This is a genomic window from Nocardia sp. CA-120079, assembly GCF_050955745.1.
Lineage (GTDB): Bacteria > Actinomycetota > Actinomycetes > Mycobacteriales > Mycobacteriaceae > Nocardia.
This window is the reverse complement of record NZ_CP192088.1, coordinates 4644186-4670375: the sequence shown is the minus strand read 5'-3', so window position 1 is coordinate 4670375 and position 26190 is coordinate 4644186. Positions and strand designations below refer to the sequence as shown.

At 63.9% G+C, this 26190-nt stretch carries 26 protein-coding genes and 8 pseudogenes; 7 read left to right on the top strand and 27 right to left on the bottom strand.

Translation table 11 applies throughout. The features are described from left to right. Positions 1 to 472: 472 nt before the first annotated feature. Both ACQPYR_RS21480 and ACQPYR_RS21475 read right to left on the bottom strand, forming a co-directional pair. A pseudogene (locus ACQPYR_RS21480) lies at positions 473 to 973 on the bottom strand (caspase family protein); the annotation flags it as partial. Continuing rightward, entirely contained in the window at positions 963 to 1835 is an 873-nt protein-coding gene (locus ACQPYR_RS21475) for a hypothetical protein (protein ID WP_433634849.1), read from the bottom strand. The gene ACQPYR_RS21475 and the pseudogene ACQPYR_RS21480, both read right to left, overlap by 11 nt. Positions 1836 to 3061: 1226 nt before the next feature. Here ACQPYR_RS21475 and ACQPYR_RS21470 point away from each other — a divergent pair. After that, positions 3062 to 3403, top strand: coding sequence for a DUF732 domain-containing protein (locus ACQPYR_RS21470; protein WP_433634848.1), 342 nt, complete (start codon positions 3062 to 3064; stop codon positions 3401 to 3403). 259 nt (positions 3404 to 3662) lie between these two features. Here the strand turns inward: ACQPYR_RS21470 and ACQPYR_RS21465 are convergent, their stop codons facing one another. The 4 genes from ACQPYR_RS21465 to ACQPYR_RS21450 all read right to left on the bottom strand — a co-directional run bounded on the left by ACQPYR_RS21465 (position 3663) and on the right by ACQPYR_RS21450 (position 5898). Continuing rightward, positions 3663 to 4034, bottom strand: coding sequence for a hypothetical protein (locus ACQPYR_RS21465; RefSeq protein WP_433634847.1), 372 nt, complete (start codon positions 4032 to 4034; stop codon positions 3663 to 3665). Beyond that, positions 4006 to 5277, bottom strand: a complete 1272-nt coding sequence (locus tag ACQPYR_RS21460; protein ID WP_433634846.1) for a hypothetical protein — start codon at positions 5275 to 5277, stop codon at positions 4006 to 4008. Before ACQPYR_RS21460 ends, ACQPYR_RS21465 begins: the two co-directional genes overlap by 29 nt. A gap of 41 nt (positions 5278 to 5318) precedes the next feature. Continuing rightward, complete coding sequence (locus ACQPYR_RS21455) at positions 5319 to 5492, bottom strand: hypothetical protein (protein ID WP_433634845.1); 174 nt, start codon at positions 5490 to 5492, stop codon at positions 5319 to 5321. A 247-nt stretch (positions 5493 to 5739) separates the two neighbouring features. Then, positions 5740 to 5898, bottom strand: coding sequence for a hypothetical protein (locus ACQPYR_RS21450; protein ID WP_433634844.1), 159 nt, complete (start codon positions 5896 to 5898; stop codon positions 5740 to 5742). Positions 5899 to 6842: 944 nt separating this feature from the next. Between ACQPYR_RS21450 and ACQPYR_RS21445 the strand changes: the two genes are divergently transcribed. Continuing rightward, a complete protein-coding gene (locus ACQPYR_RS21445) occupies positions 6843 to 7913 on the top strand; it encodes a tyrosine-type recombinase/integrase (RefSeq protein WP_433634843.1) in 1071 nt (356 codons plus the stop codon). A 582-nt stretch (positions 7914 to 8495) separates the two neighbouring features. Here ACQPYR_RS21445 and ACQPYR_RS21440 read toward each other — a convergent pair. From ACQPYR_RS21440 to ACQPYR_RS21400, 9 genes and pseudogenes are all read right to left on the bottom strand, one after another. Then, a pseudogene (locus ACQPYR_RS21440) lies at positions 8496 to 8921 on the bottom strand (IS5 family transposase); the annotation flags it as partial. A 37-nt stretch (positions 8922 to 8958) separates the two neighbouring features. Next, positions 8959 to 9240, bottom strand: coding sequence for a DUF6510 family protein (locus ACQPYR_RS21435; RefSeq protein WP_433634842.1), 282 nt, complete (start codon positions 9238 to 9240; stop codon positions 8959 to 8961). 1 nt (position 9241) lies between these two features. Continuing rightward, the gene (locus ACQPYR_RS21430) at positions 9242 to 10006 is read right to left on the bottom strand and encodes a ferredoxin reductase (protein ID WP_433634841.1); all 765 of its coding nucleotides are present in this window, start codon (positions 10004 to 10006) and stop codon (positions 9242 to 9244) included. Continuing rightward, positions 9976 to 10575: a molybdopterin-dependent oxidoreductase gene (locus tag ACQPYR_RS21425; RefSeq protein WP_433634840.1), complete on the bottom strand. Its 600-nt coding sequence runs from the start codon at positions 10573 to 10575 to the stop codon at positions 9976 to 9978. Before ACQPYR_RS21425 ends, ACQPYR_RS21430 begins: the two co-directional genes overlap by 31 nt. A gap of 146 nt (positions 10576 to 10721) precedes the next feature. Further along, positions 10722 to 10973: a hypothetical protein gene (locus ACQPYR_RS21420; RefSeq protein ID WP_433634839.1), complete on the bottom strand. Its 252-nt coding sequence runs from the start codon at positions 10971 to 10973 to the stop codon at positions 10722 to 10724. Then, on the bottom strand, positions 10970 to 12040 hold the full coding sequence (locus tag ACQPYR_RS21415; RefSeq protein ID WP_433634838.1) for a sodium:calcium antiporter: 1071 nt from the start codon (positions 12038 to 12040) through the stop codon (positions 10970 to 10972). The genes ACQPYR_RS21420 and ACQPYR_RS21415 overlap by 4 nt, the downstream gene beginning before the upstream one ends. A 61-nt stretch (positions 12041 to 12101) precedes the next feature. Further along, positions 12102 to 12314 carry a hypothetical protein gene (locus ACQPYR_RS21410; protein ID WP_433634837.1) on the bottom strand — a complete coding sequence of 71 codons (213 nt, stop codon included), beginning with the start codon at positions 12312 to 12314 and terminating at the stop codon, positions 12102 to 12104. A gap of 94 nt (positions 12315 to 12408) precedes the next feature. Further along, positions 12409 to 12966, bottom strand: a complete 558-nt coding sequence (locus ACQPYR_RS21405) for a DUF421 domain-containing protein (protein WP_433634836.1) — start codon at positions 12964 to 12966, stop codon at positions 12409 to 12411. Positions 12967 to 12983: 17 nt separating this feature from the next. Continuing rightward, positions 12984 to 13240: pseudogene (locus tag ACQPYR_RS21400) on the bottom strand (SDR family NAD(P)-dependent oxidoreductase); the annotation flags it as partial. 295 nt (positions 13241 to 13535) lie between these two features. On the opposite strand from ACQPYR_RS21400, the gene ACQPYR_RS21395 reads away from it, so the two are divergent. After that, positions 13536 to 14941, top strand: a protein-coding gene (locus ACQPYR_RS21395; protein WP_433634835.1) for an IS3 family transposase whose coding sequence is annotated in 2 segments (ribosomal slippage) — positions 13536 to 13863 and positions 13863 to 14941 — 1407 coding nt in all. Because the reading frame shifts where the segments join, the coding sequence is not laid out codon by codon here. Positions 14942 to 15349: 408 nt separating this feature from the next. On the opposite strand, the gene ACQPYR_RS21390 is transcribed toward ACQPYR_RS21395, so the two are convergent. The 5 genes and pseudogenes from ACQPYR_RS21390 to ACQPYR_RS21370 form a co-directional block, all read right to left on the bottom strand. Further along, a complete protein-coding gene (locus tag ACQPYR_RS21390; protein ID WP_433634834.1) occupies positions 15350 to 15781 on the bottom strand; it encodes a cupin domain-containing protein in 432 nt (143 codons plus the stop codon). A gap of 331 nt (positions 15782 to 16112) precedes the next feature. Continuing rightward, positions 16113 to 16310, bottom strand: coding sequence for a hypothetical protein (locus tag ACQPYR_RS21385; RefSeq protein WP_433634833.1), 198 nt, complete (start codon positions 16308 to 16310; stop codon positions 16113 to 16115). Positions 16311 to 16458: 148 nt separating this feature from the next. Next, positions 16459 to 17403, bottom strand: coding sequence for an NADP-dependent oxidoreductase (locus ACQPYR_RS21380; protein ID WP_433634832.1), 945 nt, complete (start codon positions 17401 to 17403; stop codon positions 16459 to 16461). A 72-nt stretch (positions 17404 to 17475) separates the two neighbouring features. Continuing rightward, positions 17476 to 18393, bottom strand: a complete 918-nt coding sequence (locus ACQPYR_RS21375) for an NADP-dependent oxidoreductase (RefSeq protein ID WP_433634831.1) — start codon at positions 18391 to 18393, stop codon at positions 17476 to 17478. Between the two features lie 1128 nt (positions 18394 to 19521). After that, a pseudogene (locus ACQPYR_RS21370) lies at positions 19522 to 19916 on the bottom strand (acyl-CoA dehydrogenase family protein); the annotation flags it as partial. 10 nt (positions 19917 to 19926) lie between these two features. Between ACQPYR_RS21370 and ACQPYR_RS21365 the strand changes: the two are divergent. The 3 genes and pseudogenes from ACQPYR_RS21365 to ACQPYR_RS21355 all read left to right on the top strand — a co-directional run. Then, positions 19927 to 20073, top strand: a pseudogene (locus tag ACQPYR_RS21365) (acyl-CoA dehydrogenase family protein); the annotation flags it as partial. Between the two features lie 85 nt (positions 20074 to 20158). Further along, positions 20159 to 20359, top strand: a pseudogene (locus ACQPYR_RS21360) (acyl-CoA dehydrogenase family protein); the annotation flags it as partial. A 19-nt stretch (positions 20360 to 20378) separates the two neighbouring features. Continuing rightward, positions 20379 to 20663: an acyl-CoA dehydrogenase family protein gene (locus tag ACQPYR_RS21355; protein ID WP_433635204.1), complete on the top strand. Its 285-nt coding sequence runs from the start codon at positions 20379 to 20381 to the stop codon at positions 20661 to 20663. A 266-nt stretch (positions 20664 to 20929) separates the two neighbouring features. On the opposite strand, the gene ACQPYR_RS21350 is transcribed toward ACQPYR_RS21355, so the two are convergent. Both ACQPYR_RS21350 and ACQPYR_RS21345 read right to left on the bottom strand, forming a co-directional pair. After that, positions 20930 to 21910 carry a GlxA family transcriptional regulator gene (locus ACQPYR_RS21350; protein ID WP_433634830.1) on the bottom strand — a complete coding sequence of 327 codons (981 nt, stop codon included), beginning with the start codon at positions 21908 to 21910 and terminating at the stop codon, positions 20930 to 20932. A 130-nt stretch (positions 21911 to 22040) separates the two neighbouring features. Further along, positions 22041 to 22922 carry an alpha/beta fold hydrolase gene (locus tag ACQPYR_RS21345; protein WP_433634829.1) on the bottom strand — a complete coding sequence of 294 codons (882 nt, stop codon included), beginning with the start codon at positions 22920 to 22922 and terminating at the stop codon, positions 22041 to 22043. Between the two features lie 337 nt (positions 22923 to 23259). Between ACQPYR_RS21345 and ACQPYR_RS21340 the strand changes: the two are divergent. Continuing rightward, positions 23260 to 23449 (top strand): annotated as a pseudogene (locus ACQPYR_RS21340) (indolepyruvate ferredoxin oxidoreductase subunit alpha); the annotation flags it as partial. Between the two features lie 65 nt (positions 23450 to 23514). On the opposite strand, the gene ACQPYR_RS21335 reads toward ACQPYR_RS21340, so the two are convergent. The 5 genes and pseudogenes from ACQPYR_RS21335 to ACQPYR_RS21315 all read right to left on the bottom strand — a co-directional run. Beyond that, positions 23515 to 23688 carry a hypothetical protein gene (locus ACQPYR_RS21335; RefSeq protein ID WP_433634827.1) on the bottom strand — a complete coding sequence of 58 codons (174 nt, stop codon included), beginning with the start codon at positions 23686 to 23688 and terminating at the stop codon, positions 23515 to 23517. Between the two features lie 42 nt (positions 23689 to 23730). Further along, complete coding sequence (locus ACQPYR_RS21330; RefSeq protein ID WP_433634825.1) at positions 23731 to 24429, bottom strand: MBL fold metallo-hydrolase; 699 nt, start codon at positions 24427 to 24429, stop codon at positions 23731 to 23733. 12 nt (positions 24430 to 24441) lie between these two features. After that, a complete protein-coding gene (locus tag ACQPYR_RS21325) occupies positions 24442 to 24645 on the bottom strand; it encodes a hypothetical protein (protein WP_433634823.1) in 204 nt (67 codons plus the stop codon). A gap of 18 nt (positions 24646 to 24663) precedes the next feature. Beyond that, positions 24664 to 25452: a hypothetical protein gene (locus tag ACQPYR_RS21320; protein ID WP_433634821.1), complete on the bottom strand. Its 789-nt coding sequence runs from the start codon at positions 25450 to 25452 to the stop codon at positions 24664 to 24666. A 473-nt stretch (positions 25453 to 25925) separates the two neighbouring features. Continuing rightward, a pseudogene (locus ACQPYR_RS21315) lies at positions 25926 to 26067 on the bottom strand (IS256 family transposase); the annotation flags it as partial. Between the last annotated feature and the right edge of the window lie 123 nt (positions 26068 to 26190).

Genomic DNA, 26190 nt, shown 5'->3' with positions numbered 1-26190 from the left:
GCTTTGAATAGGTGCCGTCCAGAACTGGTAGGACACCGCGCAGTACAGTCCAGTAGCTCTCATATCCAACGGCGAATTCAGCCTCAAGCCAACCTCCCCCGCCGGAAGATTCCGCAGGCGCATAAGCATCATCGGGAGCGTGAGGTGGGCGCAAGGCGGCGAGAGACGCCCGGCCCAGATCTGCGGGCGCTACACGCGACGTAGAACGGCGCTGGGTGACGCGATGAGGATTAGGCAAGAACGCCAGCGCGTGACCTGCGGACCGGACGATATTGGCTTCGACAACCTGCCACGCCGGTTTCGGAGCGAGATCATTGATTTTCGCAACCAAATCCTGCACCGCGAATGTCGATGCCTCGTATCCCTCCGCCGACAACGACTGGACCGCGTCGGCGAATAGATGCGGGAACTGCCCAGCTTCGGCGAACTGGCGCGGTTGCGCGGAGGTTATGACCACGATCTCGTTGCCAGTGACCTCGTCCCAGTGGTGGGTGAACTTGTCCAAGGCGGCGCTGGTGAAGTCGGCCCCGCCCTTACCGGAGAAGCAGGTGTCGAGCATCAACAGCAATCGCCGCACTGGGGTCTGGTAGAGGATGATGCGCGCTATCGATGCAGTGGTGACAGCTAGACGGGGATCGGTCGGGTCGGTGTCAGCGGTGTAGAGCGCGTGCTCGTCGATGTGCTCCAGCCGTTCACCGTGGCCGGTGAAATACACCGCAACAATATCGGTGGGTCGCCGGTCCGCCGATGAACAGAACTCTGCCAAGGCGTCTCTCAACTGGTCGGCAGTTGGATTCAACCCGAGAGTCGGAACGAGTGTGTAACCGAAAGTGCCGGTGAACAACTCAATCAATTGCGCGTGCGCCGATACCAGCCCGGGGCGATCCCAAGCCGGTGCGTGCGTGAGTTCAGCAACCGCTGTCGCGATCAGAAACCTCCGCGGCTGCTCAAACGAGAACGTTTCAGTGGGCATGCAGGCCGTCGGTGATTGCTTGCCCGGTCAGCCCGTCGGTCAGATACGGGCTCGCATCGTGCGCCTTGGCGCCGTTGTCCACCACCGCATCCCACACCCGATGGGTAAACTCTCGACCGAACACCGGATCCAGCTTCTTCACCAAGGCGACCACATCGCCACGATCGGCGATATTCGTCCACACCAACTCACCTGCGCCGGGCCACGTCCCGACACCATCGACGGCTGCGGGCTGGAGGCGGTCGAAGATCAGGTTCGGAATCCCCAACGGCGAACCCAACGTCACCAACGCCCGCACCCCATGTCCCGGCATCGCACACAACGCCTCATAGGCCACCACCGATCCCAACGAATGCGCCACCACCACCCGCGTATCCGACCCGATCACCGCCCGCACCCGGTCCCGGATCTGCTCACGCAGGTCCGGCTCGAACAGATAACGGCGCACCTGCTTGAGATTCCCGATCATCACTCGCGGTACGGCCCCGGCGAAGAACCGCGACTGGGACAGCTGATGCAGGATCATCTGCACCGGCACCGGTGTCGAGGCCAGACTCTGATTCCCCGGCAGCCGCACCACCGGATCGGTCTCGGCTGCGGCGCGCCACCACGCCACCAACAACTCTTGCTCCCACCCCGCCTGGACGTCAGCCGGACTGTAGAACGGCTCACCCCCCGACAAGAACTGCCCGCGTGGACGGAACAGATCGCCGTAGAAACCTGCCACCACCTCGGCAGGCTCCAACACTGATGCCTCGCAACGTATCAGGCCGCTGTTCAACGCAGGCAGCCACTGATGGATCAACACCTGCTCGCCCGAAACCTGCGCACCGATCCCGTGTACCAACACTACCGGCGCCACCACAAACCCCTGCCTCAAGAACCTGAGCGATCACAGTGCCGACTACCTGCCGCGAGATCCGCCAGCGACGGAATAACCGCCGCACCCGAGTACACAGCAACATATTCGCGTTCGTCCGGTCTACACCACGCGTCACAGAGTAGCCAACCCCTTGTTTCAGGGTGCCACACAAGATGGCACTCAGCCGCGTCACCGCCATCGGCGTGCCCCAGGTTGCATCGGACTGGCAGCAAGCTGCCCGTCGGCGGCCGAGCGTCACAATACCTGTCTCAGGTGCCTACCGAGCAGCCCGATAACTCACCGAAGCACTCCCAAACCCTTACCGCCCGGAAACGGGTCGTCAGTCCCGACCACACTGAAGTTCTCGCGCGACCGACCTTCTCGCGGCGCTGATGGTCTGGATACGGTGAGCCTGTCCTCGGCACGCCGCCATGGCCGCGTCTACCGCTTGCGACGGTATGGCTTGGACGGTGGGGCGTGTAACTCCGAATTCAGCAGCGATCTGAGCGACGGTGTAGCGGCGTTTGCCGTGGGCATCGAGTTCCTCGTATAACCACCGTTTCCCCGATGACGGAAACGGTGGGATCGGCACGGAGTACTCGGTGTCGATGAACGCCGATCGCCAGTCAGGCACCATTGATGTTGGGTCGACAGCGGCAGCGGTAGGTCAAGGTTTCAGGAGATTCCGACGATTCATATCACCGGCGACTGGCGGTGCGGCTGACGCGACGGCTGCCCCTCACCACGGTGCCTGGGACTGGAGCAGCATCCCGCCACCTTGTACCGCTCGCCGAAGCCCCTACATCCGCCAGAGCAGAGCTGTCTCGATACAGATCGTTCACGAGACACGTTGCGGCCCAATTCGTTCCCGCAATCCGGCGTAGATGACCGCCTGCGCCGCCCCGGCGGGGTGGTAGATCCGATACCGGTCTGTTTGTTACGCACGGCCCCTAATCGACAACGGAATGTGGACGACCGGGATGGGTTATGGCTAATTTCAGCTCGTGTGCTGGAGCTTCCTCCGGCTGAGAGTTCAACGGTCGTAGGGAGTCACCGACACCGCAGGGGCACCTGCTCACACCACGGCGGTGTCGCGCGCTGTTTGTAGCCCTGCCCCTAAAGGGGTTGCCGTCGCAGAACTTTGAGCGTAGTTGAAGCCCCGCCTCGAAGGGGTCGCCATAGCATCGGCGCCGCTCCAGACGCACGCTTTTTCGAGAGGGATTTTGATGAGGGAAATTCACCGGCGGCTGGCTGTTGTCGCTGCCACCGCCACTTCGACCATGCTCGCTGCCGGGGTGTTCGCCGGGGTCGCGTCCGCGCGCACGCCTGCGGAGGACTCGTTCCTGCAGGATCTTGTGTCCCTCGGTGAGAAGCCGAATGTAGCGGCACCGAGGGTCGCGGACTCCACTATCAACCTCGGCTACGCCATATGTCAGGAGCTAGGAGAAGGGAGTAGCCCTGCCGATGTCGTGCTCCATCTGCACCGGAACGGTAAGCCCATGGATTCTGCCGCCAACTGGGTCGTCGTTGCACAATCCGATCTGTGTCCGCAGTACAAGGACTGGTAGCTCGGCTCGGCGACGTGCGCCAGTCGTACCTTGACACGGCGCGATATTCATCTGCGCTTTCTACAGTTGTCAGGACCTGGGTCCCGGAAGGATCGGTCTCTGGGCAGGTCAGGCCGTAGTGGTGTCCTGAGCGAAGGTGTTGAGAATCGATCGCTTTGCCGACATTGAGCCCCGGCTCGTCGAAACACCTGGTCATTCGGCACTTCGAGTGCCGATCAATCGCGTCGAAAACTGTTGCAGGTCAATCTGGTACGGCTCGTCATTGCCAGTCGAGCTGAACCAATCGCTGGTAATCAGCCATCTGCACGCTGTCATCGTGGACGAAGCCGTAGCTGGGCTCGGTGGACGTCGACAAGACGACGAGTGCGGCCAGTGACCTCTTCTCGCCGCGTCGAAAACAGTCGTAGGACACAACGTCTAGCAGTCGGCCGAGTTGTTGATAGTGATACAAACCATCAATCGCCTTCGACAATCCGCCGTACGTGATCGTCTGCCCCGTGTGCGCGACGGCGATCAGTGCAGCACGCGCCAGAACCGCTGCCGAGAACATCCGTTCGTTGACAACTACGGGCCTGTCCTGCCGCCACGAAAACTCCAGCATCTCACCGACTTTGAATGTCATCTGCAGCATCACCCCAACCTAACCCGCCACGACGGTGCGGTGCACATCCGCCTGATAACTCACTGCCGTGTGCTCGGAAAGCGTGGTTCCGTGCCCAGGCGATCCGGTCGCCGCCGTGGTTGGTCGCGATGGTGATGTCCAGCGGTGGCAGCATCGAATGCTGGCGTGGGTCTTCGTTGAGGATTGCGCGGCGCCGGGCGACGAGTACCTCTCTGGCGGCCATCGTCAACTCGTACACAGGCAGTACCGGGAAAGCACAGTTGGCTACGCCGGACCTCAGGGCTTCCGTGAGGGCGCTGGTCAGTCCGTCCGGGCCCGCGAGGGCTTGGTTCTCGCCGCTGGCCGTCACGATCGCACACGGTGTCGGCAGCGTGGCGACGCGTGCACGGTTCAGGGCGTACCCGGCCAGGCTGGTGTCGATTATCAGCACCAGCGCTTTCGCAACCGCGGTGCCGAGCAGCTCGTCGATCATCGACGTCACTGGTGCGTACGACCCCAATAGGTCGTCGACGACCGAATCGGCGCAGGGACTGTAGAGACGAAGGTCCGGGCCGAGGTAGCTGTAGACGAGCAGGTGCACGATCAGCAGGTCGACGTCTTCCCGTGCGGCCGCTGTCACCGCGGTGGTGAACACCGAACGCTCTGGGTTGTACAGCGAGGTCACCTTCAAGCCGGGCGCGGCGGCAGCGAGTTGCCCCTGCATGGCTGCGAATTCATGAATGCCGGGATCGGACAACTTCCACTCCGAAGGCGCGCCGGAGCCGATCAAGAGGTAGGAGGAGTTCGTCATCTTCGGCACCCACAACCAGTTCGGCGCGTCCGGATCGAACGACCGGCCGACCTGGCCAGGTACTGGGATCCGGTCGACACCGGCTCGTTCCACCTCGGCGGTCGCGGTCGACTCGAACGTGATGCTGAGTGCGGCTTCCGCCTTGCGCGCACCGTTGACCACGGCGTTGACCGTGTACCAGCTGTCCTGCCAGATTTGGGTGCGGAATCGAGACTTATCGACGTCGAGACGATCGGCTAGCGCTATCAGCCGACAGGACTCGACGAACTGCACCACGGTCGCCAATTTCGGGAAGGCGCCGCTTTTTTCGGCGTTGCGCAGCGTCCCTTCGCTAGCCGGCGCACGCCCAACCTTCGGCAGCGCCTCGTACATGCGCTTGAAGCTGGGGGTGCCGACAGCCTCACGAAGAAGGCCGAGATCCCCAGCGAACCTTGCGATCTCGGCCTTGGCGTCCTCGTTCATCGACAACATCTTGCCCGAGCGCGCGCCCAAAAGCGCCAGGCCTATACGGCCGCGGCGCCGACCAGCAGCAGCACCACCGCCGCGGCGGTGAGAACTACAACGCACAGCAGGAACCGCACGGTCATGTCCCCGTCCTCGATCGCCTTGCGAACCGTCTTCCCGATCTCGCGCCACATGCCTTTGCGCTCCCTTTCGTTCGATTCACCGAAAGCCATTGCAGCACAGCTATTTAGCACTGGTCAGCACCGTTTTTTGGTCTTCAGAGCCTTTATTCGGGGCTGCGAGTTCTTGAGAGGTTTTGTTGCCTGATGACTACCGTTATCGGGCAAGGTGGGCCCCACCCGGGGCAAGCGAGTTGGTCGGGTGCGTTCCAGCGCGCACGGGTTCGTTTCCCGGTCATCGGGCAACTCCTTAGCGCCGGATCGGGCGGATTTACTCGCCCCCCATCGGTCGAAGACCGATTCATTGGAGAGCGTTGTCGGCCCAGCGGTCGACGATCTGCAGATCCGCCAGCACCATCCTCGCCACATCACCGGGCGGAAGATGCTCCGCGCCAGGGAAGTTCAGCTCGTGCACCGCCACCGCGACCGGGTCATGGTTGGCCGCGATCCCGCAACTCAATCCCGGGGGCGCACCTCCGACCGTCGGTGGCAGTGTCGCACAACCGACGCTGGCAGGGACCGCGCACACCCGCAGTTGTGGCGCAAACGGCCAGGATCGGCTTTTATGGATGTTGGGAGAATCAGTGGACAGGGTGCGAAAGAAGTGCCCCATGTCTTCGATGTTTGACTTCTGGCTTTTCGCCGCCGTCCTCCCAGAGATTCAACCCAGGTGCGGATTGCGGGTAAGTCCTCTGCTCCGTGACAGCCAAACCCCGCCGACTACGGGACGATGTGCTTCGGATTCAGTGAGAAACGGCAGACTACGAGTGCCGAGACCTGACAGCTTCCCGCGGGTGGGTTGGCAGCCGGGGCAAAGGTTGAATCTCTCGATCTTCAGCGGTGTGATCACCGCGGTCATGGCTGGAGCCGATCAGTGACCGAGCGGCTATCTGCGAGTAACGATGGCCCGCAAGACATGCCGGGTCCAAGCTGGTCCCCGAGCGGTCTGCAACGCGAGCCGATCACCGGGTTGTTCGAAGGGTTGTACCAAACCGTTGCTGCCCGTCCGGCACCGTCGAAAGCGCTGGCGGACTTCGCGTTCCCGGCGGCCCTGGACCAGGCACCGATCCCAACCCTCTACTGTTCGGTCACGACCATCGACAACCGAGGCCGACTCGCTGCCAGATCTGCAGTAAAAGTGCTGGGTTGGGCTCCAGGGCAACCGCTTTCAATGGACGTAGAGCGCGGCGTGGTAAAGGTTCGGCGGTCGCGGGATGGCCAGCCGCTCCAACAACACAAGTTTCTGATACTTCCATCCGATATCCGCAACAAGTGTCGGCTGTATGCCGGTGATCGGGTGTTGATAGCGGTCTCCCTCGCCGATGAGGTACTCGTGGTGTACCCGCCCCGGATGTTGACGACGGCGCTATGGGCATACTTCCCGGACCCGTGGCAGCAAGGGCGATGAAAGACGCCGAGGTAGCCGAACTGCTGCAGGCGATCTCGCGGCTGGGCTTGACGGTCGTGGGAAAGAATCTCACAGCGGCGGGTGTCGAGGTGCCGACATTCGGTGAGTTCGTCCCTCGAGTGTCGTGCGCTGCCGCGGTGTTGCAGCGGGAGAGCTACACAACGTACTGGCGAATTCTCGTGGTCGAGTGGGGGCATCGGCGGTTGAGCGAGCCGACGCCCACCGAGATCCTTCATCTGATGAATCGGCACAAGGCCAACGCCGTGGTCAGGTCGAATTGGCGGGGAGGTACGGGCGCGGCCAGGAACTTCCTGCACGCGGTGCGATGTTTGTACCGCTACGCCGAGATGGACAGCTTGATCGCTCCGGCGGACAACCCCGCGGCCAAGGTCCCGATGCCGCGGAAGCTAGAAAGCAGCCGTCACGCTTTGACTCCCGAGCAGGTTTCCGAGCTGGGGCGCGTTGCGTCTGAAACCGGCAACGATGTCGAGTTGGACGCTCTGATCGTGCGCCTGCACATCGAGACGGCGTGCCGCCGTGAAGCCGCGCTCAAACTGCGTCTGGACGAGTTGAGCGCAGGCGATTGCACCGTCCTGCTGCATCACAAAGGCGGCGTGGACGCGTGGCATCCGGTGACTCCCCTGCTCATGCGCAGACTCGTCGAGCATGTCGAGAACCGGGGCGGAAGTTCCGCGAAAGCCAAGCACCGAGTGCTGCGAACCCGCAGTGGGAACCCGATCACCGGTCGACGCTACGACAACCTCCACGGCCGGTTCCACCGGTATCTGCCCTGGGCTGACGCGAAAGGTGTGACCGTGCACTGGCTTCGGCATACCACCTTGACTTTCGTCGAGCGAGAGTTCGGGGAAGCGGTTGCACGCCGATACGCGGCCCACCGAGACCCGGGCACGACTGCGACACCGATCTACACGAAAGCATCCCTGGTCGAATGCGCGCAGGCGTTGGTCGCGGTCACCGGGCAACCGCATCCACTTGCCCGTAGCGAACGCACTTCGACAGCGCCGCAGACCCACGAAGAGAAGGGACACGAAAAAGGGGTATGGTGATGGCATGTACACGAAAAGTGTGCATAAATACCGCATTTCGAGTGTCCTGGTCCCCCTCCGGACACAGACAGTAACGACACGCCATCCGCCCTACCTGCGGTTATGCAGGATTTCGGGTAGCTCTTTTGCGCCCACTGCACACAGAACCCCAGGTAGTGGCCCGTAGGGGTTCAATACGGGTTCAGCTGAAAGAATCCTGAGAAACTGGCAGTCGACCCGATGGCTTATAGCCTGCCGGATCGCGAATGTTGTGCCAGCCCTACCGATATCGTCAAGCCCCTTCCTGGAGCCACCCGCTCGCCGCACCAATTGGAAGATGACTTCATGCACAACGCTTACCCGCTCGATTCCTCGGCCGAGACCGCCCAGTCGACCTACTCGCGTCTATCGCCTGCCCAGCGGCGGGGTGAACAAGCCGGTGTGGCTGTGGTGGTCGGGCGTCGACGCCGCCACCGACGACATCAACCGCTGCTGGCGAATGTTCTTGCGCCGCTTCGACATCGAGCACACATTCCCGATGTTCAAACAGACACTCGATTGGACCCGGCCACGGCTGCGCAGCCGAGGCGACCGACCGCTGGAGTCGGCGCGGCGTTCGTAGCGGGTCCTGAGGTGTTTGAACGCGCGCAACCACGCGAAGGTCCGTTCAACCGGCCAACGGACGGTACCCAGACCGGAGCCATGGGCGGTGCTGCGGCGGGCGATGACCGGTGTGATGCCGCGAACGCGGACCAGCTTGCGGTACTTGTCGTGGTCGTAGCCGCGGTCGGCGTAGAGCCAGCGGGGACGCCACCAGGGCGGCCGACGCGGCCACCGATGACGGGCAAGGCATCTAGCAGCGGGATCAGCTGGTGACGTCGTTGCGGTTGCCACCAGTGAGTATGACCGCCAGGGGTGTTCCGGCAGCATAGGTGATCAGATGGTGCTTGGAGCCGAGCTTGCCGCGGTCGACCGGGCTTGGTCCGGTATGGTCCCCCCTTTCAGAGCCCGAAGATGCGAGGAGTCGACCAGGGCGTTCGAGAACCCGTGCCGCGGGGTGGCGGCTTTATGTGGGTGGCAGCGGGACGCGCAGGTGGACCGTGCCGCGCAGGTCCAGCCATGCGGCGTCGGGGGCCCGTACGAACCGGAGGATCACCGCGTCGCAGTTCGGGCAGCGGGCAACCAGGCCCGGGGCGTGCGCGTACACGCGCAGATCGGCGACGAGGGCCGTGTGCCCGCATTCGGCGCAGCGCCCGGAGGCCGTGGTGACGTCCGCGGTGAACAGTTCACCGAAGGGGCCGGCGAGAGCGTTTCCGTCCTCGTACTCTGCGATGTCCTGTGGGTCCATGTCAGCCTCCTGTGGGGCCGAAGCGTTCGGTTCTGATCTGGCGGGGGTTGTGGCCCAGGGCCACCAGCTGGGCCGCGGCGGTCTCGACGAAGCCAGTTGGCCCGCAGACTAAACAGACCGGCTCGAATTCCGGTGGCCAGCCATAGGTCTGCAGGTCCGCGAGTTGCAACCGCTTGGCGGGTCTCGGCCATCCCTCAGGCGTGTGCCGGGTGTAGAGGTGGGTGACCTCCAGGCCGCCGTCACCGGGCTGCGGGGTGCGCAGTTCGGAGGTGTAGTACCGGTCCTCGGGCGTGCGGACCGAGTAGATCAGCCGGAAGGGGGTGCGGCTGCCGAGGCTGCGGCGCATGCGGATCATTGCCATCAACGGGACGATCCCCGATCCGCCGCCCACCAGCAGCACCGGGCGGATGTCGGCCGGGCGCCAGACGAACCAGCCGCCCACCGGCCCCCGGATCTCCACCAGGTCACCGATCTCCATCGCACCGGCCAGATACGGCGAGACCTCCCCGTCGGCCACACGCTGCACCGTCAGCTCGATCCGGTCGCCGTCGGGCGCCGAAGCCAGTGAGTAGCTGCGCTGGGTGCTGTAGCCATCCTCGGCGGTCAGCCGTACATCCACGTGCTGACCGGCCAGGTGCCCGGACCAGCCGAGCACATCGAAGACCAACGTTCGGGCCGAAAGCGTCTCATCGCGCAGACCGACCAACCGGGCGGCCTGCCAGATCAGGGGAGCCTTCAGTCGCCCTGATACCGCTGCTCGCGCCACGGATCACCATAGTCGTGGTAGCCGGCGCTCTCCCAGAACCCCGGCTCGTCCTCGGTCAGCAGCTGCATCCCGTGCACCCACTTGGCCGACTTCCACAGGTACAGATGCGGCACCAGCAGCCGGGCCGGGCCGCCGTGCACCGGAGCCAGGTCCTCGCCCTCGTACTGGTAGGCGATCCACGCGCCGCCGTTCAGCAGGTCCTCCAGCGGCAGATTCGTCGTGTAGTCGCCGTAGGAGTGGACCAGCGCGAAATCGGCCGCCGTCTCCACTGCGGCGAACAGCGTGTCCAGCGACACCCCTTGCCAGTCGGTGCCCAGCTTCGACCATTTGGTCACGCAGTGCAGGTCCACCGTCGGCCGCTCGCTCGGCAGCGCCAACAGGTCCTGCCACGTCCAGCGGTGACGTGTCCCGCTCTCGGTTGTGATGGTGAACTCCCACTCTTCCGGTGCGATGCTCGGCGTGGGACCGGCTGACAGCACCGGAAAGTCATCGGTGAGATATTGCCCGGGAGGCAGCTTCACATCCGCAGGACGCGTCCGGCCGTGAAAGCCTCGCGAAATGATTCCCATGAACCTGCCCCATTCCTCAGAGGAACACGACACCGACACCTCAGGGAGCGACACATCCATCATAGGAGACGTGAGCGGAAATCATTCATCGTTGGGCTAGCGTGCCGCGCGTCAAATTCAAGATCTTTGGTAAGAGTCGGTTGCTGTCAAAGAAGAAGCCCGGTGTGGTCGAGGAAGTTGAAGCACAAATCATAGTTCGTGCCGACGCGTTCGAGCCGTTCCTCCGGCTCGAACCAGACCTGCGGACCGCCTTCCGATGTCGCCGCCGAAGACATCGAACACCAGATCGACTCCGCCGACATCTTCCATCGCGTCGTTCTCGAGGTCGACAAACTCTTGCGCGCCGAAGTGCGTCTGACGATGGGCACACCATCGTCGAGGATGAACGGCCTGCTCACCCCATGTTCGAGACGGTGAACAGTCCGATCATGCCCAATCCATACACGATCAGCACGGTCAGCGAGTCGACCCCCAGCCGGGCAATGCGGCGGCGCGGCCGAAACAGCAGACCAGCCGCATAGATGAGGGTCAACACGATCCCTAACGCCGTGAGATAGATGTCGGTGCGTTGGGCCGCTGGCAGGACGGCATGCCCAGACAGCAGCGTCGCCGGCAGGAAGAGAACGGGCAGGAAGGCGTTTCCTCCGAAGATATCCGACACGGCAAGCTGATAGTCGCCGTGGCGCACCGACCGCAGGCCCGTTGACAGTTCGGGCAGCGAGGTCGCCGCGGCCAACACGGTGGCGCCGAACAGCACTCCGGACCAACCGATGTGATCGGCGATCGCATCACCGGCGCGTTCGAGCAGGACACCAGCGATCAGTGTGACGGCGGCGGCGACGCCGAAGATCACCGCCGACCTCCTCGTACTGATCCCTCGGGCGGTGGCCAGCTGCTCGGTCATGTCGGTGCAGTGTCCGCGTGGCCGCTCTTGACCGTCGGGGGGCTGGCCCGACTCGTGCCAGGGCAATGAGCGTTCGGCTCGCTGCAACAGCAGCAGGCCGAGCACCCACACGATCAGGATCAGCACTGGTGCGGGCGTGATCCGAGCCGTGATCAGTGTGCCGGGCATCTGCGTGCCGCCGATGGCGATGGCCAGCACCGCGACCACGAGTGCGGCCTCCAGCACCAGCACCAGCGATGCGGCCCGATACGTCAGCGGTCTGACGCCGCGGACGCCGAAGGCATCCAGGGCCACCAGCACCACCGTTTGGATGGCGATGCCGCCGAGGATATTGCCCACCGCGACACCGACGTTGCCCGACACCGATGCACTGACCACGATTGCGAACTCGGGCAGGTTGGTGGCGATCGCGAGCAGGATCAGGCCGCCCAGCGCAGCGCCCAGGCCCAGCCGTATCGTCAGCACGTCCGTTTGATCCGCCAGCTGGATACCCGCAACCCAGATCGCCCCGGCCGCACCCAGGAAGATCACCACCAGCAACCACACCGGTGACGCGCTCAACGCCGAGTGTCCCGTCGGCGCTGAAGGCGCCCCGGCCAAGGAAGCTGGTGGGGCGACTGCATCACTCTTTGGGCAGCAGGTGCAGCCGGGCCCAGGTCCAGCTCTGTTCGGCGCCGGACTCCGTGCGGATCGTGAATCGCCACTTGTCGAGGTCGATGGGCGGAGTCTCTCCTGCCTGCACCACAGGTAAGTCCACGGTCACGTGCTGACCGGGTGGCAGACTGATGCGCAGTTCGGTGCGCGGTCCGTGAAAGCCTTTGGTGATGACACTCATTCGTGCTCCCGCGTGGTTGTAGTCATCAATCCAGCAGCCCTGGCTCGTTCGGGGTTCCATAGGTTCACAGGCAAGCGCAGTACCTGGCCAGCCCTCACGGACTGCGGCAGCCGGTCGCCGCCGCTGGCACTGTTCCAGTGGGCAGGACAGAGATTGCCCCTTTGGCTTCGAAGATGGCCAGATGAACACGGTCAGCATTGGGATGCCCGTGCTGGCGGAGCACTGCCTCCAAATCACGGGCGGTCAGCCCGCAACGACGGAGGTTGCGTAGGTTCACTTTTCCGTCGCTGATCAAGACCATCAGTGGCGGATCGATGAACTGACACAAGGCGGGAATTAAGCGCAGTCGCGCCAGGACCGCATGGGTGGCCAGAAGGCACACCAGCGCGACGGTCGCCTCCAGCCATGAGGTGTCGGAGGCGGTGGCCGCACGACCGACAATGGCACCAGCGGCGACTGCGGCGATCCAGTCGAAGGGCGCGAATTCGGCGAGGGTGCGTCGTTCGGTGAACCGAAACAGAATCGCCGCCGTCACGAACAATGCCGACGTTTTGATCGCCGCGTCCAGTAGAACCGGCGGATGACCGATCAGGACGTGAACTATGCGGTTCACGCGGACGTCGCTGTCTGCTGGGGTGCCGTCGGGGTGCATGCGCTGTCACTGCTGTCCAACGGCGTCGCATCGCCGTGTTGCCCAGAAAGCGCACACTGCACATCGGCGACCGCAGCGCGATCCGTCAGCTCGGCGCCGATGCCCCAGGGTTGGCGACGATGGCTCGTCAGCTCAGCGACGGTGTCGTCGACACGGGCGTTCGAGCGTCCGACGATCACCGCACTCCCCCGTGATCGACGACGTCGATCGCGGCCTGCCGACCCATGCCAGCACTGCCGCCGACAACAATGACTTTCTTGGCCTCAAAATGCATATACGGAGTCCTTCCCAGTTTCGAGTGTCCGGACTGGATGAGGCGCCAGGGCGTGTGGATTCAGTGGCATGTGGCGGCGATATGGCAAGTATCGCGTAGGCCGCGGCTGCGCTCGCTGTGGAGAAGACACTGTAACTAAGTGGTGACTCCATACCGAGGAATACGGCCATCCCTGCGTGTCAGGGTGAGATGAGTCCACCGGCTCACAGCCAATCAGCCTGACGCGGGGCGAGAGACGGATCTGCATTTCATGACCAGTACGAGGGCCTCGAGGGTCGCCGACGAGAATGGGCGGATGGGTTCACAGGGTCCGCGTGGTGGCGAGCCGAAGCGGCGGCGCGCGTTCAGCGCCTCGGACAAGCTCGCGCATCTGGAGGCATATGAGCGCGCGGTCGAGCACGGCGAGGGCGGTGGGTATCTGCGTCGGGAGGGCTTGTATTCGTCGTTGATCAGCGAGTGGCGCAAGCAGCGCGACGCGGGGCTGCTGGCCGGGAAGAAGCCGGGTGAGAAGATCGGCAAACCCACCGCCGAGCAGGCCGAGATCGCGCGGCTGCGCCGGGAGAACGAGCGGTTGAACAAGCGACTGTCGACCACCGAAACCGCCCTGGACATCATGGGAAAAGCACACGCGCTCTTGCAAACTCTGTCCGAGAGCGCGGATTCGGACGAGCCGCGCAAGAAGCGTTGACCGCCGCGTATGCCGCGTTGACCGCGTGCGGGGTGGTCACCAGGGTGGCAGCGGTGTTGACGGGGCTGGTGCGCTCCACCGCGATCCGGCGCCGCGCAACCGCGGCAGCACCGACCCCGCCGGTGTCGCCGCGACCGGCCCCTGATCCGGCCAACAAGCTCACCGCGCTGGAACGACGCCGAATCCTGGAGGTCCTCAACAGTTCTCGGTTCGTCGACCTGGCGCCGTTGCAGATCTACGCCCAACTACTCGACGAGGGCACCTACCTGTGTTCGGTGTCCACGATGTATCGAGTATTGCGGGAGAACAAGCAGGTCAGCGAGCGGCGGCGGTTGGCGCGGCATCCGGCAAAGGTGTGTCCGGAACTGGTCGCGACCGCAGCGCGGCAGGTGTATTCGTGGGACATCACCAAACTCGCCGGTCCGGTGAAAGGTCAGTATTTCGACGCCTACGTGATGATCGACATTTACTCCCGCTACCTCGTCGGCGTTCATGTCCATACTCACGAATCCGGTGTCCTGGCAACGGAATTAATGAAAGAGATCTTCGGTGTCCACGGCATCCCGCAGGTTGTGCACGCCGATCGGGGCACGTCGATGACGTCCAAGACCGTCGCCACACTACTGGCAGATCTCGAGGTCACCCGCTCACATTCGCGGCCACGGGTGTCCAACGACAACCCCTACTCCGAATCACTGTTCAAGACCTTGAAATACGGTCCGGAATTCCCCGAGCGCTTCGGATCACTCATCGAGGCAAGACAATTCATGGATTCCTTCGCCGAGTGGTACAACCACGAACACCGCCATACCGGCCTCGGTTTACATACACCCGCCGATGTCCATTACGGGCTGGCCGCCGGCAAAGCCGCCGACCGCGAAGCAGTACTCGCCGCGGCCCGAGCACAGCCCCCGCACCGCTTCGCCACCACCACACCGCCGAAGATCCTCGACCTACCCGACACCGTCTGGATCAACCCACCAGCCCAGGAGGTCGAAACAACAGCCGCTTAACACCCGCTGGACTCATCCACCTTGAAAAATTCCGCATCGCGGTTCCAAATACTATGAGCATCAAAAGTCGCTGCGCCAAGAGTTTTGGCCGCCAGCCGGTCAGGAGCAAGACTCCTAGGGTCGCATCGGTGGCGGCGGTGGCAGCCGGAACAAGCTGGTGGGCATAGTCGGCGAAGGCACCCATGCTCCCTGAGCTACCTGACCAAACTGCTTCCACCAGCTGAATCGGTCGGCAACAGCGGACAGAAAAGTCGCCTCGACTGACAAGCGTAGTGCGATCCGGACAACCCGGATAGCGCTTGCCGTGTGCATCGGCTCCTCCTGCTGTGTTGTATTGCGGACATACATAATGCTTTCAAATTGTTGGTGCCGAACTGTGCGAACATCTTGCATCGCTATCGCGCCGGCTCATTTTTCGGCGGTGTCGTCGGTGGTGAGCGGGCTGTCTCCGGTATCGACCAGGAAGACTGCGAGTAATTCAGCGGGTTCGGTGGCGCTGGCATTTTCACTGACCGTGTGGTGCGCGCCGGGGGCTTCACTCCACGTCTCACCGGCGTGATAGACACGTGCAGGTTCACCTTCGACTTGGCTGCGGATCGCTCCGGATATCACGTAGACCATGATGAACGCTGATTTCGCGTGGTGGTGAGCTGTGCTTTCAGCTCCGGGCGGATAGCTGACGACCACTGCTTCAACTGATTTGCCCGGAATATTGCTAGGTTGATTGAAAACTGTGCGGACATCCGGGTTTTGACCAGACTTCTGTGGCGCTGACTCGGCATGGGAACTACCGAGCATCACCGCAATAGACAGTGTGGCGAGTGGTATTTTTAGGACCATTTTTTAGCCTCCTTCCCCCTCGGATGTCTTGACGATTAGCCAATGTGATCGCACAATTTGGGATAATCCGCGTGCGTGCGAAATCTCCTCGAGACCAGGGTGACGGAGCTATGTAGTGAGGACTCGCCCGCTGCCACCGACAACGCCGGTTCCACGCATTGATCGGCGGCCACTGCAATGAGCAGAAAAACCGGCGCCTCAGTTTAAGACGCGCAACCGTGCTCAGACTGCCATGGTGAGTATACCCCCGCGGCTGTGTCACGGGTCACATCAGCTCATACACCGGACGGATCGGAAGAACACACAGCGTCGAACTCAAGCGGCTGCGCCATCAATCTCGGTCATGGGGGTTGTCGCCGGAGAGAGCGGCGATGACCATGACCTGCGGGGCGCCCTTGCTGACCCAGAACCGGTGGCCCTCGGTGTCGCGGACGGTCACCTCGGTGCGCTTGCTGACCGGGGCGAACGGGACAAACCGCCCGACCTCGACCGGCGGCAGCTCCCCGGCGGCACCGCACTGCCGTCGCAAGATGATTGTCGATCAGGTACCGCCCCAGACCATCGGCGCCGCGGCGCACGACTTCGCATGCCGTGCCTTCGAGGTGCACATGTTCACCGTCGGGCAGGAAGCCATCTATTGACCAACGCCCGTTCCGGCATACCCAGTCCCTCATCTCTCACGGACGAACGCGGATGATCGTCTTCCCTTTGATGCGCTTGGTCGGGTTGAAGGCAGCGACAGCATCGTCGAGGGGCGCGATTTGGCCGATGTGCGTCCGCAGGCGTCCGTCCCGCACCCGCCGGGTGATCTCACCCAGTTGCGCGCGATCGGACATGACAACGAAGTCGACCGCAAGTCCGTCGGCCGGCCGTGCCTCGGGCGGACCGGCGACGGTCACGAGTTTTCCTCCGGCTCGAACTAGACCCGCGGACCGTCTTCCGATGTCGCCGCCGAAGACATCGAACACCAGGTCGACTCCGCCGACATCTTCCATCGCGTCGTTCCCGAGGTCGACAAACTCTTGCGCGCCGAAGTCGAGCGCCGTCTGACGGTGGGCAGCGCGTCCGGTACCGATGACGTAGCCGCCGGCCTCACGTGCGAGCTGTGTCGCCATTGAACCGACTGCGCCGGCCGCGCCGTGTACGAGGACGCTCTGCCCCGCCCGGAGGTGGCCGTGCTCGAACAGCCCCTGCCACGCGGTCAGGCCCGTCATCGCGACGCTCGCGCCCACCGTGAACTCAACGTCACCCGGCAGTGGCGCAAGGTTGCGCGTTTCGACGACGACATACTCCGCCAGGGTGCCGTCGCGAGTCCAGTCCGTAATGCCGAATACCCGCTGTCCCACCGACAGCCCCGTTGCTCCATAGCTGAGCGCGGTGACCACCCCGGCCACCTCGTGGCCGGGGATCGACGGCGTTCGGTCACGGCCGAGGCGATCGATCCAGGTCGAGGGCCACTCCAGCTCATTCCCGGTGAATCCCGACGCATGAACCTCAACGATGACATCACCGTAGTTCGCGCCCTCGAGACTGGCCAGCCGCCCCGCGTCCGGCTCGGGCCGCTCCACCAGCGTCATCCCCGCCGTTCCCGCGGCCGGGTCCGTCACCACGATCGCTTTCATCCGACCTCTCTCAGTATCCAGTCCTCGCCTACCCGTTATGAGGTAACGGGGGTCTCCGTTGTCTCCGCGCCCTTACGGACGAACCCGGATGATCGTCTTTCCCTTGACCCGCTCGGTCGGATTGAACGCCGCAACCGCATCATCGAGGGTCGCGACGTTGCCGATGACCGTCCGCAGACGTCCGTCCCGCACACGCTGGACAACCTCACTCAGTTGGGCGCGATCGGACACGACAACGAAGTCGATCGCCAGGCCGTCCGTGGGACGCGCCTCCGGCGGGCCGGCGATCGTCACCAGCGTTCCTCCGGCTCGAATCAGCCTTGCCGACCGCTTCCCGATGTCACCGCCGATCACATCGAACACCAGATCGACTCCGCCGACGTCTTCCAGTGAGTCGTTGTCGAGGTCGACAAACTCCTTCGCGCCGAAATCGAGTGCCGTCTGACGGCCGGCAGCTCGTCCGGTACCGATGACGTAAGCGCCCGCCTCACACGCAAGCTGGGTAACCATCGATCCGACGCCGCCGGCCGCACCGTGCGCAAGCACGGTCTGCCCCGCCTGAAGGCGGCCATGCTCGAACAGTCCCTGCCACGCGGTCAGACCCGAGATCGGCAGGCTCGCGCCCACCGTGAAGTCGACGTCCCCCGGCAGCGGCGCGAGGTTACGCGCCTCGACGGCCGCGTACTCCGCCAGTGTGCCGTCGCGAGTCCAGTCGGTGAGGCCGAAGACCCGCTGTCCCACCGACAGCCCCGTCGTTCCATAGCCGAGGGCACTGACCACACCAGCCAGCTCGTGCCCAGGAATCGACGGCGTCCGGTCCCGGCCGAGACGATCGGTCCAGTTCGAGGGCCACGTCAACTCTCCAGGAGTGAAACCCGACGCATGAACTTCAACGAGCACATCGTTGCCCGCAGCCTCCGGCTCGGGACGCTCGACCAGCGTCATCCCGGCCGTTCCCGCAGCCTGATCCGTCACCACAATCGCCTTCATCCGGCACCTCCCTGTGTCCGGTCTTTGCCTGCGTCGCATGTACCGCATTTGGGTGGCCGTTCCCGCGCATGGGGAGTGCCCACGCATGGGGCCGACTCCTGCCGCGTCGGCCCGGGCGGTGACGATGCGGCCGATGGAGCGGTCCGTGAAACGGGTGCCGGGCATCGGGAGCCCGCCGCGGCCCGACCATGCCCTCTCCTCTGAGAGTTGGGTTGGTTACCGCCTAACAGCCACGCCTTCGTTCGTCATCGAGCCAGCGCTCAGCGTACGCGGGAAGTTTGCTGGGTCTCCCGGATTGACGGGGAATCGAAACGAAACCGAATCACTGGGCTCGATGTCGTCCTCGATATCGCTGGGCGGCTGGATGGCGAGGTGGAGTGGATCCGCCATTGCTTCGCCTGCACCACCAGTGCGACGGGGTCGCGAGCTCCTTCCACCGGGCCCGCCACAGCGGCCGAACTCCGCGGCAACCGATCGCACCCGCGGCGATTCGCCGTCGAGTGGAGCCAGGCCGCCTGAGCGCCGCGACCGGCACTCCCGACGGTGCTCGGCGCAGATGACTCAACCATGAAGTCGGCAGAAAGTCGGGGCGGTTCAACCTGTTTGCTACGGCACGGTTTTGATTGTGCAAGTTGATGCCGCACTCGATGGAATTGGGTCGCGTAGGTGGCGGTGTCGAGCGCGGGCTGTCTGCGGCCCGGCGACGAGTCACCGGCATCGTGGAGCGCGAAGCAATTGCTCCGGCAGCTCGCAACACCGGCGACCAACATCCTCGGCATGGTGACGCGGATGAATGCACTGTCCTGGGAATACGATCCACGTGTATTCAAGGAAGTTGCAGGTCTGCGGCGTACATCAGGTTGGGGATATGGGTCAGATCCCCCTCCGGACACAGATAGTAGGCACACATCACCCGCTCTACCTGCGGTTATGCAGGAGGGGCGGGTGACGGCGTCGAACCGAATCAGTGCATAACCGCAGGTGGGAGCCCTGCGGGGGTTCAATTCGGGTTCAGCTCAGAGAATCCTGAGAAACCGGCACGTCGGCCCAGCGATTATGGACAGTCAGATCACGGAAGTCTTTCCAACTCTGCGGATATCGGTCGAGGTCCTTCACACAATCTGGGATACGGCCCGGATCGGTTCTCGCCACGATGATCAGCAGATCGCAGGGAGTTCCGTTGGAGATGAGCGTCTTCGACCTGTTGATACCGTAGTGGTCGACGTCGCGGATCGCTGTGGCGCGCACGCCCGCAGGTCCGATCCGGTACCCGGTTCGGTCATGGCGATGGCCATCACCAGTTCGCTGGTGGTGGCCTTCGGCAGCCAGCGCTGCTTCTGCTCCCTCGGTGGCGTAAGCGGCCAGGTCGTGCGCGCAGATGGTGGAGTGGATGCCGAAACCGGTCGCGAACGACGTGTCGCGGGCCGGCGGGGCTTCCTCAGCGACGATGCCTCGTGGCCGAAATCACCTCCTCCGCCGCCGTATTCCTCGCCGATCCCGAGGCCCGGAAAACCGTCGCCACCCGCACCGCCGATGGATTCGTGGGTCAACGGCCGCAAGCGTTGGATCACCAATTCGATTGTGGCCGAATGGGTCTGCCTGCTCTGCCGCGACAGCGGCACCGACGACGCCACCATGCTGCTGGTCGAGATGCGCAGACCCGGCGTCACCGTCGGCGACCCCGACCTGAAGATGGGCCACCGCAGGCAGATCCCCGCCGACATCGGGTTCGAGAACGTCGCGGTGCCCGCCGACCACGCACTCGGTGAGCCCGGCCGCGGGCTGGCCACCGCGCTGGCCTCGCTCGCGGCAGGCAGGGTCGGCATCGCCGCCGCCCGGGGTTGGTGTCGCACAGGCGGCCCTGGACCTGGCCGTGCAGCGGCTGCGCTCACGGGTGCTGTTCGGCCGCAAGCTCGGCGAAATGCAGTACTGGCAGTACAAACTCGCCGAACACGCCACCGAACTCGAGGCCGCCCGCGCCATGTATCAGAAGGCGGCCGTACGGTTGGACCGCGGCGACGCTCCGGGGAACCCGAAGCCTCCATGGCCAAGTCCTACGCCACCCGCGCCTGGCCAACGACCTCGCCCGCGACGCCCTGCAAATCCACGGCGGCTACGGCTTCGCCCGCCAGGTCAGCGCCACCGGCGAAACCTACCGCCTCCAAGAAATCTACCGCGACGCCAAAGTCCTCGAAATCTTCGAAGGGGCCAACGAAGTCCTCCAATGGGTCATCGCCCGCCACCTCATCGGCCGCGACATCATCGGGTAATCGCATACCAACAATTCAGGCTTCCAACCGAATTCGTGCCGCTACCATCCCGACGACCCGCTGGAGGTTCGATTCCTCTCGGGCATACCAACTTCATCGATGCGGCGTAATGTGATCGGCGGCAGGACCGACGTCAGTGCTCGTGGTCGTCCGGGCCGTGCGGGTGACCGTGCGCGAGTTCTTCGTCGCTCGCATTACGGACGTCGACGATCTTGACGGTGAAGTGCAACCGCTGCCCGGCCTCCGCCGCCGGACGAACACTGTGCTCAGTGCAGGCTCGCGCCGGTGGCGAAGTGCTGGCGGTAGCGTTCGGGGGTGGTGGAGAGTCGGCGGATGAAGACTCTGTGGAGGGTTTCGCCGTGGCGGTAGCCGACCGCGCGGGCGATGGCGGTGATGGTGAGTTCGGTGGATTCCAGGAGGCGGCGGGCCGCTTCGATGCGGAGGTCTTCTACGAATGCGGCCGGGGTGGTTCCGGTTTCGGCGCGGAAGGCGCGGGCGAAATGTCGTTCGCTCATGTCGGCGCGCTGAGCCAGAGCGGAGACTGCCAGGTCGTCGTCGAGGTGGTCGGGGAGCCACCGTTGGACGGCGCGGATGGCAGGGGTACGAGCGGGCTGGGTGCGCAGCTGGGCGCTGAATTGGGCTTGGCCGCCGGAGCGGCGGGTGAAGACGACGAAGGCGCGGGCGATCTGCTGGGCCATTTCGCGGCCGTGATCGTCCTCGACCAGGGCCAGGGCGAGGTCGATCCCGGCCGCGACACCCGCGGAGGTCCAGCGGTTGCGATCGTGGACGTAGATGCGGTCGGCCTCGACGGTGACGCGAGGGTAGGTGCGGGCCAGTCGATCGGTCGTACCCCAGTGGGTGGTGGCTCGGTAGCCGTCGAGCAGGCCGGCAGCGGCGAGCAGCAGCGCGCCCGAGCACACCGAGGTCACTCGGCGGGATTTGCGGGCCAGGGCGGGTAATTCGCGGACCACTTCCGCGGACACCGGCCCGGAGATCCAGCCGCCGACGACCATCAGGGTGTCGATCTCGTCGGCGGAGGCGGCCAGGTCATGCAGCGAGTGTTCGACCGCGATGGTCAGACCGCCGTCGGCCTTGATCGGCCGGCCCTGCGGCGAGGCCGTTACGAGCCGGTACATCGTCTTCTCGGCGACCGCGTTGACGAACCCGAAAACATCCATCGGCCCGGCCAATTCGACCAACTGCATGCCCTGGTAGGCGACGAAAACGATGGAGCGCGGTGCGGGCATTGCGCTATCATCGCAGTCCGGACAGGTGGCCGCCACGATCAGTGTGTGACCGTGACGGCAATCGGGCTCCCCCATGGCCGCGATATCGCCGCGCACAATGGCGATCGGGAGGCTCGCCCAGGCAGCCACATCACCCGACGCGCTTGCCCTCCGCGCCCGTGCCGCGCACCACGTGCTGATCGAGGAAAGGGATGATCACTGCGGCAACACGATCCGGGAACTGGGCGTGTGGATAGTGTCCACCGTTGTCGACCATCGCGACCCGGCCGAAACCGCCCGGAATGGCGGCCACGATCGCATTCGCCTCGGCCTCGGGATCTACGAAGTCCGGCTCCGCCGAACCCATGATCACCAGCGCGGGGCAGCGGACGTCCGCCAGCCGGGCGTGCGCGTCCGCAGGGGTGGTCTGTCCGGTTTTCATGAATTCCGCCCAGCGCTCGGGCTGCCGCAGGATGTTCTCGAGGCCGGCGAGGTATCGGTCGTAGTCGGCGGGCTTGGTCGGATAGGCCACATCCAGATACCGCCGCCACCAGGCAAACGATTTCATGATCGTGGTGAGCGCCAGCCGCACCCCTCCACGACGGTAGCGACGGTTGGTGAACAAGGCTGCGACATTCAGGCTTTGGGTGAGGGTGAACGGGCCGATCTCGACGATCGCGGTCACCAGCTCCGGGGCCTGCGCCGCGGCGATCGTCGCCGAGCCGCCCGACAGCGAGTGCCCGACGATCACCGCCGGGCCGCCGAAGTGCCGGATGACGCCCAGCAGGTCCTCCGCTACATCGGTGCGGCTGATGGCGGCTTTTCCGGTCACCGACGGCCAGTCGAGGCTGGATTCGCCGTGCCCGCGCATGTCCACGTTGACCACCCGGTAGCCCGCGGCTGTCAGGGGGCCGACAAGATGGCGGAAGTCCTGCCGGACGGTGCCCATGCCATGCGACAGCACCACGAGCGGTCCGTCGCCGACCACATCGCAGGCGAGCTGTCCGTGTTCGAGCGTCACATATTCGGTCATTGTCGTTTCCTTCCAGCGGAATCAACCGGTGGCCGCGACTGCGACCTGCTGGAATTGAACGCCGGGAAATCGGCGCGGCCGATACCGAAGGCCGGAAGGGTCAGTCGGATGGCCGTTTTCGTCAGACCCTGACCAATATCGTGATGGTGCGGAACTTGGCGCCTACGAGCAGTTGGTGGCGAGTGGCGCGCCGCGCAGGGCGGAGTCGATCAGCTGTCGCAGTGCGCCGGTGGTTGACGGCGTCGAGCTGAACCAGTTCAGAACCGCAGGTAGGAGTCCTGTGGGTTCAATTGGGGTCCAGCTGAGAAAATCCTGAGAAACCGGCACGTCGGCCCAGCGAGCACGTGTTGGAGAGTGCCCTGTCGACTGCATCTACGAGCGCGACCGCATGCTCTACATCAACTCCGACGATTGCGTCGATTGCGGCGCATGCGAACCCGTTTGTCCGGTTGAGGCCATTTCAACCAGAACGACGTGCCCGAGGCATGGTCGACTACAGCCGCCAGAACGCCGAATTCTTCCTCGATAGATCGTAAGTGCTTGTGGGTGCCATGCTGGGTGGGACCGCCATTCCGGCCGGCTCCACACCAGTTCAGTGTATGGCGTCGTACCACTGCTGCGGAACGGACCAATCCCATTGCGCCGCAGCGGATTTGCTTCGCATGTATTCGGTGTAAGCCTGCGTCCCGCCCTGGACCATGCCGAGTGCGACGAATCCAGCCGCGAAGTGCCGCCACAGCGGCCAGCTCTTGATGCGTAAATGCATTACGTCTCCTGACAGCCCGATACCGTTGCCGGTAGCTCGGATTCAGTTCGAATCCGTGCCATCGGTGGGCTGGAAACTCCGAACCGCAGCGTGGTCGAGAACCACAATCTCGGTATCTGCGGGAGCCAGACTCTTCAGCAGGCCGTGATGCAAGTTCTGGTGCACCGGAGCCAGCCCTGCTTGATGAATCGGCACCGCAATACGCGGCGCCACCGCCCGCAAGTAGTCGATGCCCTCACCGATCTTCATCCAGGGGCCACCCGCTGGCAGCAAAAGCACATCGATCGAGCCCGACGGGACGTCGAAAGCATCACCCGGGTGGAAGAGGCTTCCATTGAGGACGTATCCGACATTCGCCGAGACCGGAAGGTCGGAGTGGATACAGGCATGTTCACCGCCGACGACCTCGATCTCGATACCGCGCAGCGACAGTTTGTCCCCGGGCGCGACCGCATGACTTCGAGGATGCCTCGGTATGTCCAGTCGGTCTGGATCAGCCAGTGCGGCGACGCTGTCTTGGCCGAGTACCAACTCGGCGTCGAGGTTGTCGTCCAGCAGAGTCGTGAGGCGCTCGGCGTCTAGGTGGTCAGGGTGAGAATGCGTGATCAGGATCAGATCCAAGTCACGCAGGTGTTCGAAATCGCGCGAGTAGGCACCGGGATCGAACAGCACGCGAACTGGGCCTTCGGGCCCGGGGATGTCGGCCAGCACGCATGCGTGACCGTAGTGGGTCAGGTCCATCGTGATCTCCATTCACAGAGCGGCGATGACCGCGGCAATCAGGAAAACCAGCGCCGCGACCGCGACACCGGTGCGAACGAAGTGGAACCGGCGCCAAAACGCGCGTAGCGTTTCGGCACCTTCGGGCGGCGTGCCCTCCGCGAGGCGGCGGAATTTCGAGTTGATCGGTTCCCCCAGCAGGGCCGAACCGACCATGATCACCACAAGACAGGCCAATCCCAGCCAGCCGAGCGATCATTGTGACATCAGCCGGAGTGCCAAGTCACCCAACGGTCCGGGAAGACGACTTCGCAGCATGCGCATGAAATTGTCCTGACCCCGTAATTCCGCTCGATCACTCGGGGTCAGCGAGAGGATGAGGCGGCGAATGGTTTCGTCGGAATGATCGACCGTGCCGAGGTACACGGCGCGTTCGACCCGAGCCCACGCGGGTGAATTGAGAATATTCGTGTCCGGGCGACGCCATTGATCGACCTGGGCTCGGAAATCAGGTCGGGCGACGTACGAACGATGCAGCGCCGGGTAGTCGTGCAGAATCGTCCGCCGGATCGCATCGGGATCGGGCGCTCCCGTAATCGACGCCTCGACCCAGTAGGCTTGAAATTCGTCGCGATATCGTGGGAATCCGGACTCGTCCGCCATGGACCGACCGCCGTCGATCCGCATGAGATGGTTCACTTCGTGGACAATCGCCGGAATCAATGCGCTGGGATGCACCAGCCGCGAAACGAGAATGTACTGGCCGCGTTGACCGGCAATGGCAGAAGTGATTTCACCTCCCAATACTATTCTCTCGCCGGTACGCGGGTTGACGCGGACGATGTAGCCCTCCCCGGTTTCCGCGATTGGGCAATCCTCCAAGTACATCAGGTGTACCTCACCGCTGTCGATCGCCCGTGCGGTGTTCCTAACCCCGGGCTCGCGGTGTTGCCGCATCGCTTCGATGGCTTGCGCGAGTCTGCTGGTAGGCGCGGTCGGCCGCGCACGCGGCGCGTTCTGCCGCTGTAGCGACAGCAACTCCACAGCGACCCGATTGCCCGCCGCACGTTGGAGATAGAGGAGTAGCTCCGTGGCGGTGTCCGCCCGCGCGGTGTTGATACTCCCAACGCGAGCGGATTTTCGGCCGCTGCCTGCGTCGTTCATCCGACGAGAATAGGAGTCTCGGCCCGCGCTCGTCATACTCGCTCCTGTCGGTCGCTACCTCGCTAAGCTCCATCAAAAATGGCAAAGGGCTTATTGCACAAGGCCATATGAGATCCTGTGCCCGTTCGTGCAGAGTCAGCCAAATATAAGTGTCAGCATTGCCGTGGGCGCGCGAACGAGAAGCGCACAAGGCCCTGATCTGTCAGTTGGGTCATGCCGCCACTGCCGAGCTTCAGCGAGGCCGGGAAGGGATTGTTGGGGATATTGTCCAGACCTGTAGATCGGCAAGTTTCAGGCGACCTCCGTTCGGGTGGTGTCGGCCGGGTCGGTTGACGGCGGCGGGGTGATACACGCGGTCGTTCGGGGAGTTTGCCCTTGTGGAACAGGGCGCCGTTACCGACGAGTGCGACAAGCTCGGAGGGCGTTGAACTTGCGCCAGCGGGCTCGGGCGGCCTCGATCAGCTTGTAGGCCATGGCGATTGCGGCCGCGCCCATGCTCGGTCGCCGGGTGTGCCATGCCTGGTGTATGCACTGTAACCGTCCTATTCGGGCACGGCGGGTGGTGGGTGCCACCGTCAAGATCGGATGGTTCTGCGATACCACGCCCAGCGGGTTCAT

What these genes read in the sequence shown, in the direction of transcription:
- ACQPYR_RS21470 (WP_433634848.1), top strand. Translation starts at nt 3,062, where the DNA reads ATGAGGGAAATTCACCGGCGGCTGGCTGTTGTCGCTGCCACCGCCACT.
- ACQPYR_RS21465 (WP_433634847.1), bottom strand. Translation starts at nt 4,034, where the DNA reads ATGCTGCAGATGACATTCAAAGTCGGTGAGATGCTGGAGTTTTCGTGG.
- ACQPYR_RS21460 (WP_433634846.1), bottom strand. Translation starts at nt 5,277, where the DNA reads ATGAACGAGGACGCCAAGGCCGAGATCGCAAGGTTCGCTGGGGATCTC.
- ACQPYR_RS21455 (WP_433634845.1), bottom strand. Translation starts at nt 5,492, where the DNA reads ATGGCTTTCGGTGAATCGAACGAAAGGGAGCGCAAAGGCATGTGGCGC.
- ACQPYR_RS21445 (WP_433634843.1), top strand. Translation starts at nt 6,843, where the DNA reads ATGAAAGACGCCGAGGTAGCCGAACTGCTGCAGGCGATCTCGCGGCTG.
- ACQPYR_RS21435 (WP_433634842.1), bottom strand. Translation starts at nt 9,240, where the DNA reads ATGGACCCACAGGACATCGCAGAGTACGAGGACGGAAACGCTCTCGCC.
- ACQPYR_RS21425 (WP_433634840.1), bottom strand. Translation starts at nt 10,575, where the DNA reads ATGGGAATCATTTCGCGAGGCTTTCACGGCCGGACGCGTCCTGCGGAT.
- ACQPYR_RS21410 (WP_433634837.1), bottom strand. Translation starts at nt 12,314, where the DNA reads ATGAGTGTCATCACCAAAGGCTTTCACGGACCGCGCACCGAACTGCGC.
- ACQPYR_RS21405 (WP_433634836.1), bottom strand. Translation starts at nt 12,966, where the DNA reads ATGCACCCCGACGGCACCCCAGCAGACAGCGACGTCCGCGTGAACCGC.
- ACQPYR_RS21390 (WP_433634834.1), bottom strand. Translation starts at nt 15,781, where the DNA reads ATGGTCCTAAAAATACCACTCGCCACACTGTCTATTGCGGTGATGCTC.
- ACQPYR_RS21380 (WP_433634832.1), bottom strand. Translation starts at nt 17,403, where the DNA reads ATGAAAGCGATCGTGGTGACGGACCCGGCCGCGGGAACGGCGGGGATG.
- ACQPYR_RS21375 (WP_433634831.1), bottom strand. Translation starts at nt 18,393, where the DNA reads ATGAAGGCGATTGTGGTGACGGATCAGGCTGCGGGAACGGCCGGGATG.
- ACQPYR_RS21350 (WP_433634830.1), bottom strand. Translation starts at nt 21,910, where the DNA reads ATGCCCGCACCGCGCTCCATCGTTTTCGTCGCCTACCAGGGCATGCAG.
- ACQPYR_RS21345 (WP_433634829.1), bottom strand. Translation starts at nt 22,922, where the DNA reads ATGACCGAATATGTGACGCTCGAACACGGACAGCTCGCCTGCGATGTG.
- ACQPYR_RS21335 (WP_433634827.1), bottom strand. Translation starts at nt 23,688, where the DNA reads ATGCATTTACGCATCAAGAGCTGGCCGCTGTGGCGGCACTTCGCGGCT.
- ACQPYR_RS21330 (WP_433634825.1), bottom strand. Translation starts at nt 24,429, where the DNA reads ATGGACCTGACCCACTACGGTCACGCATGCGTGCTGGCCGACATCCCC.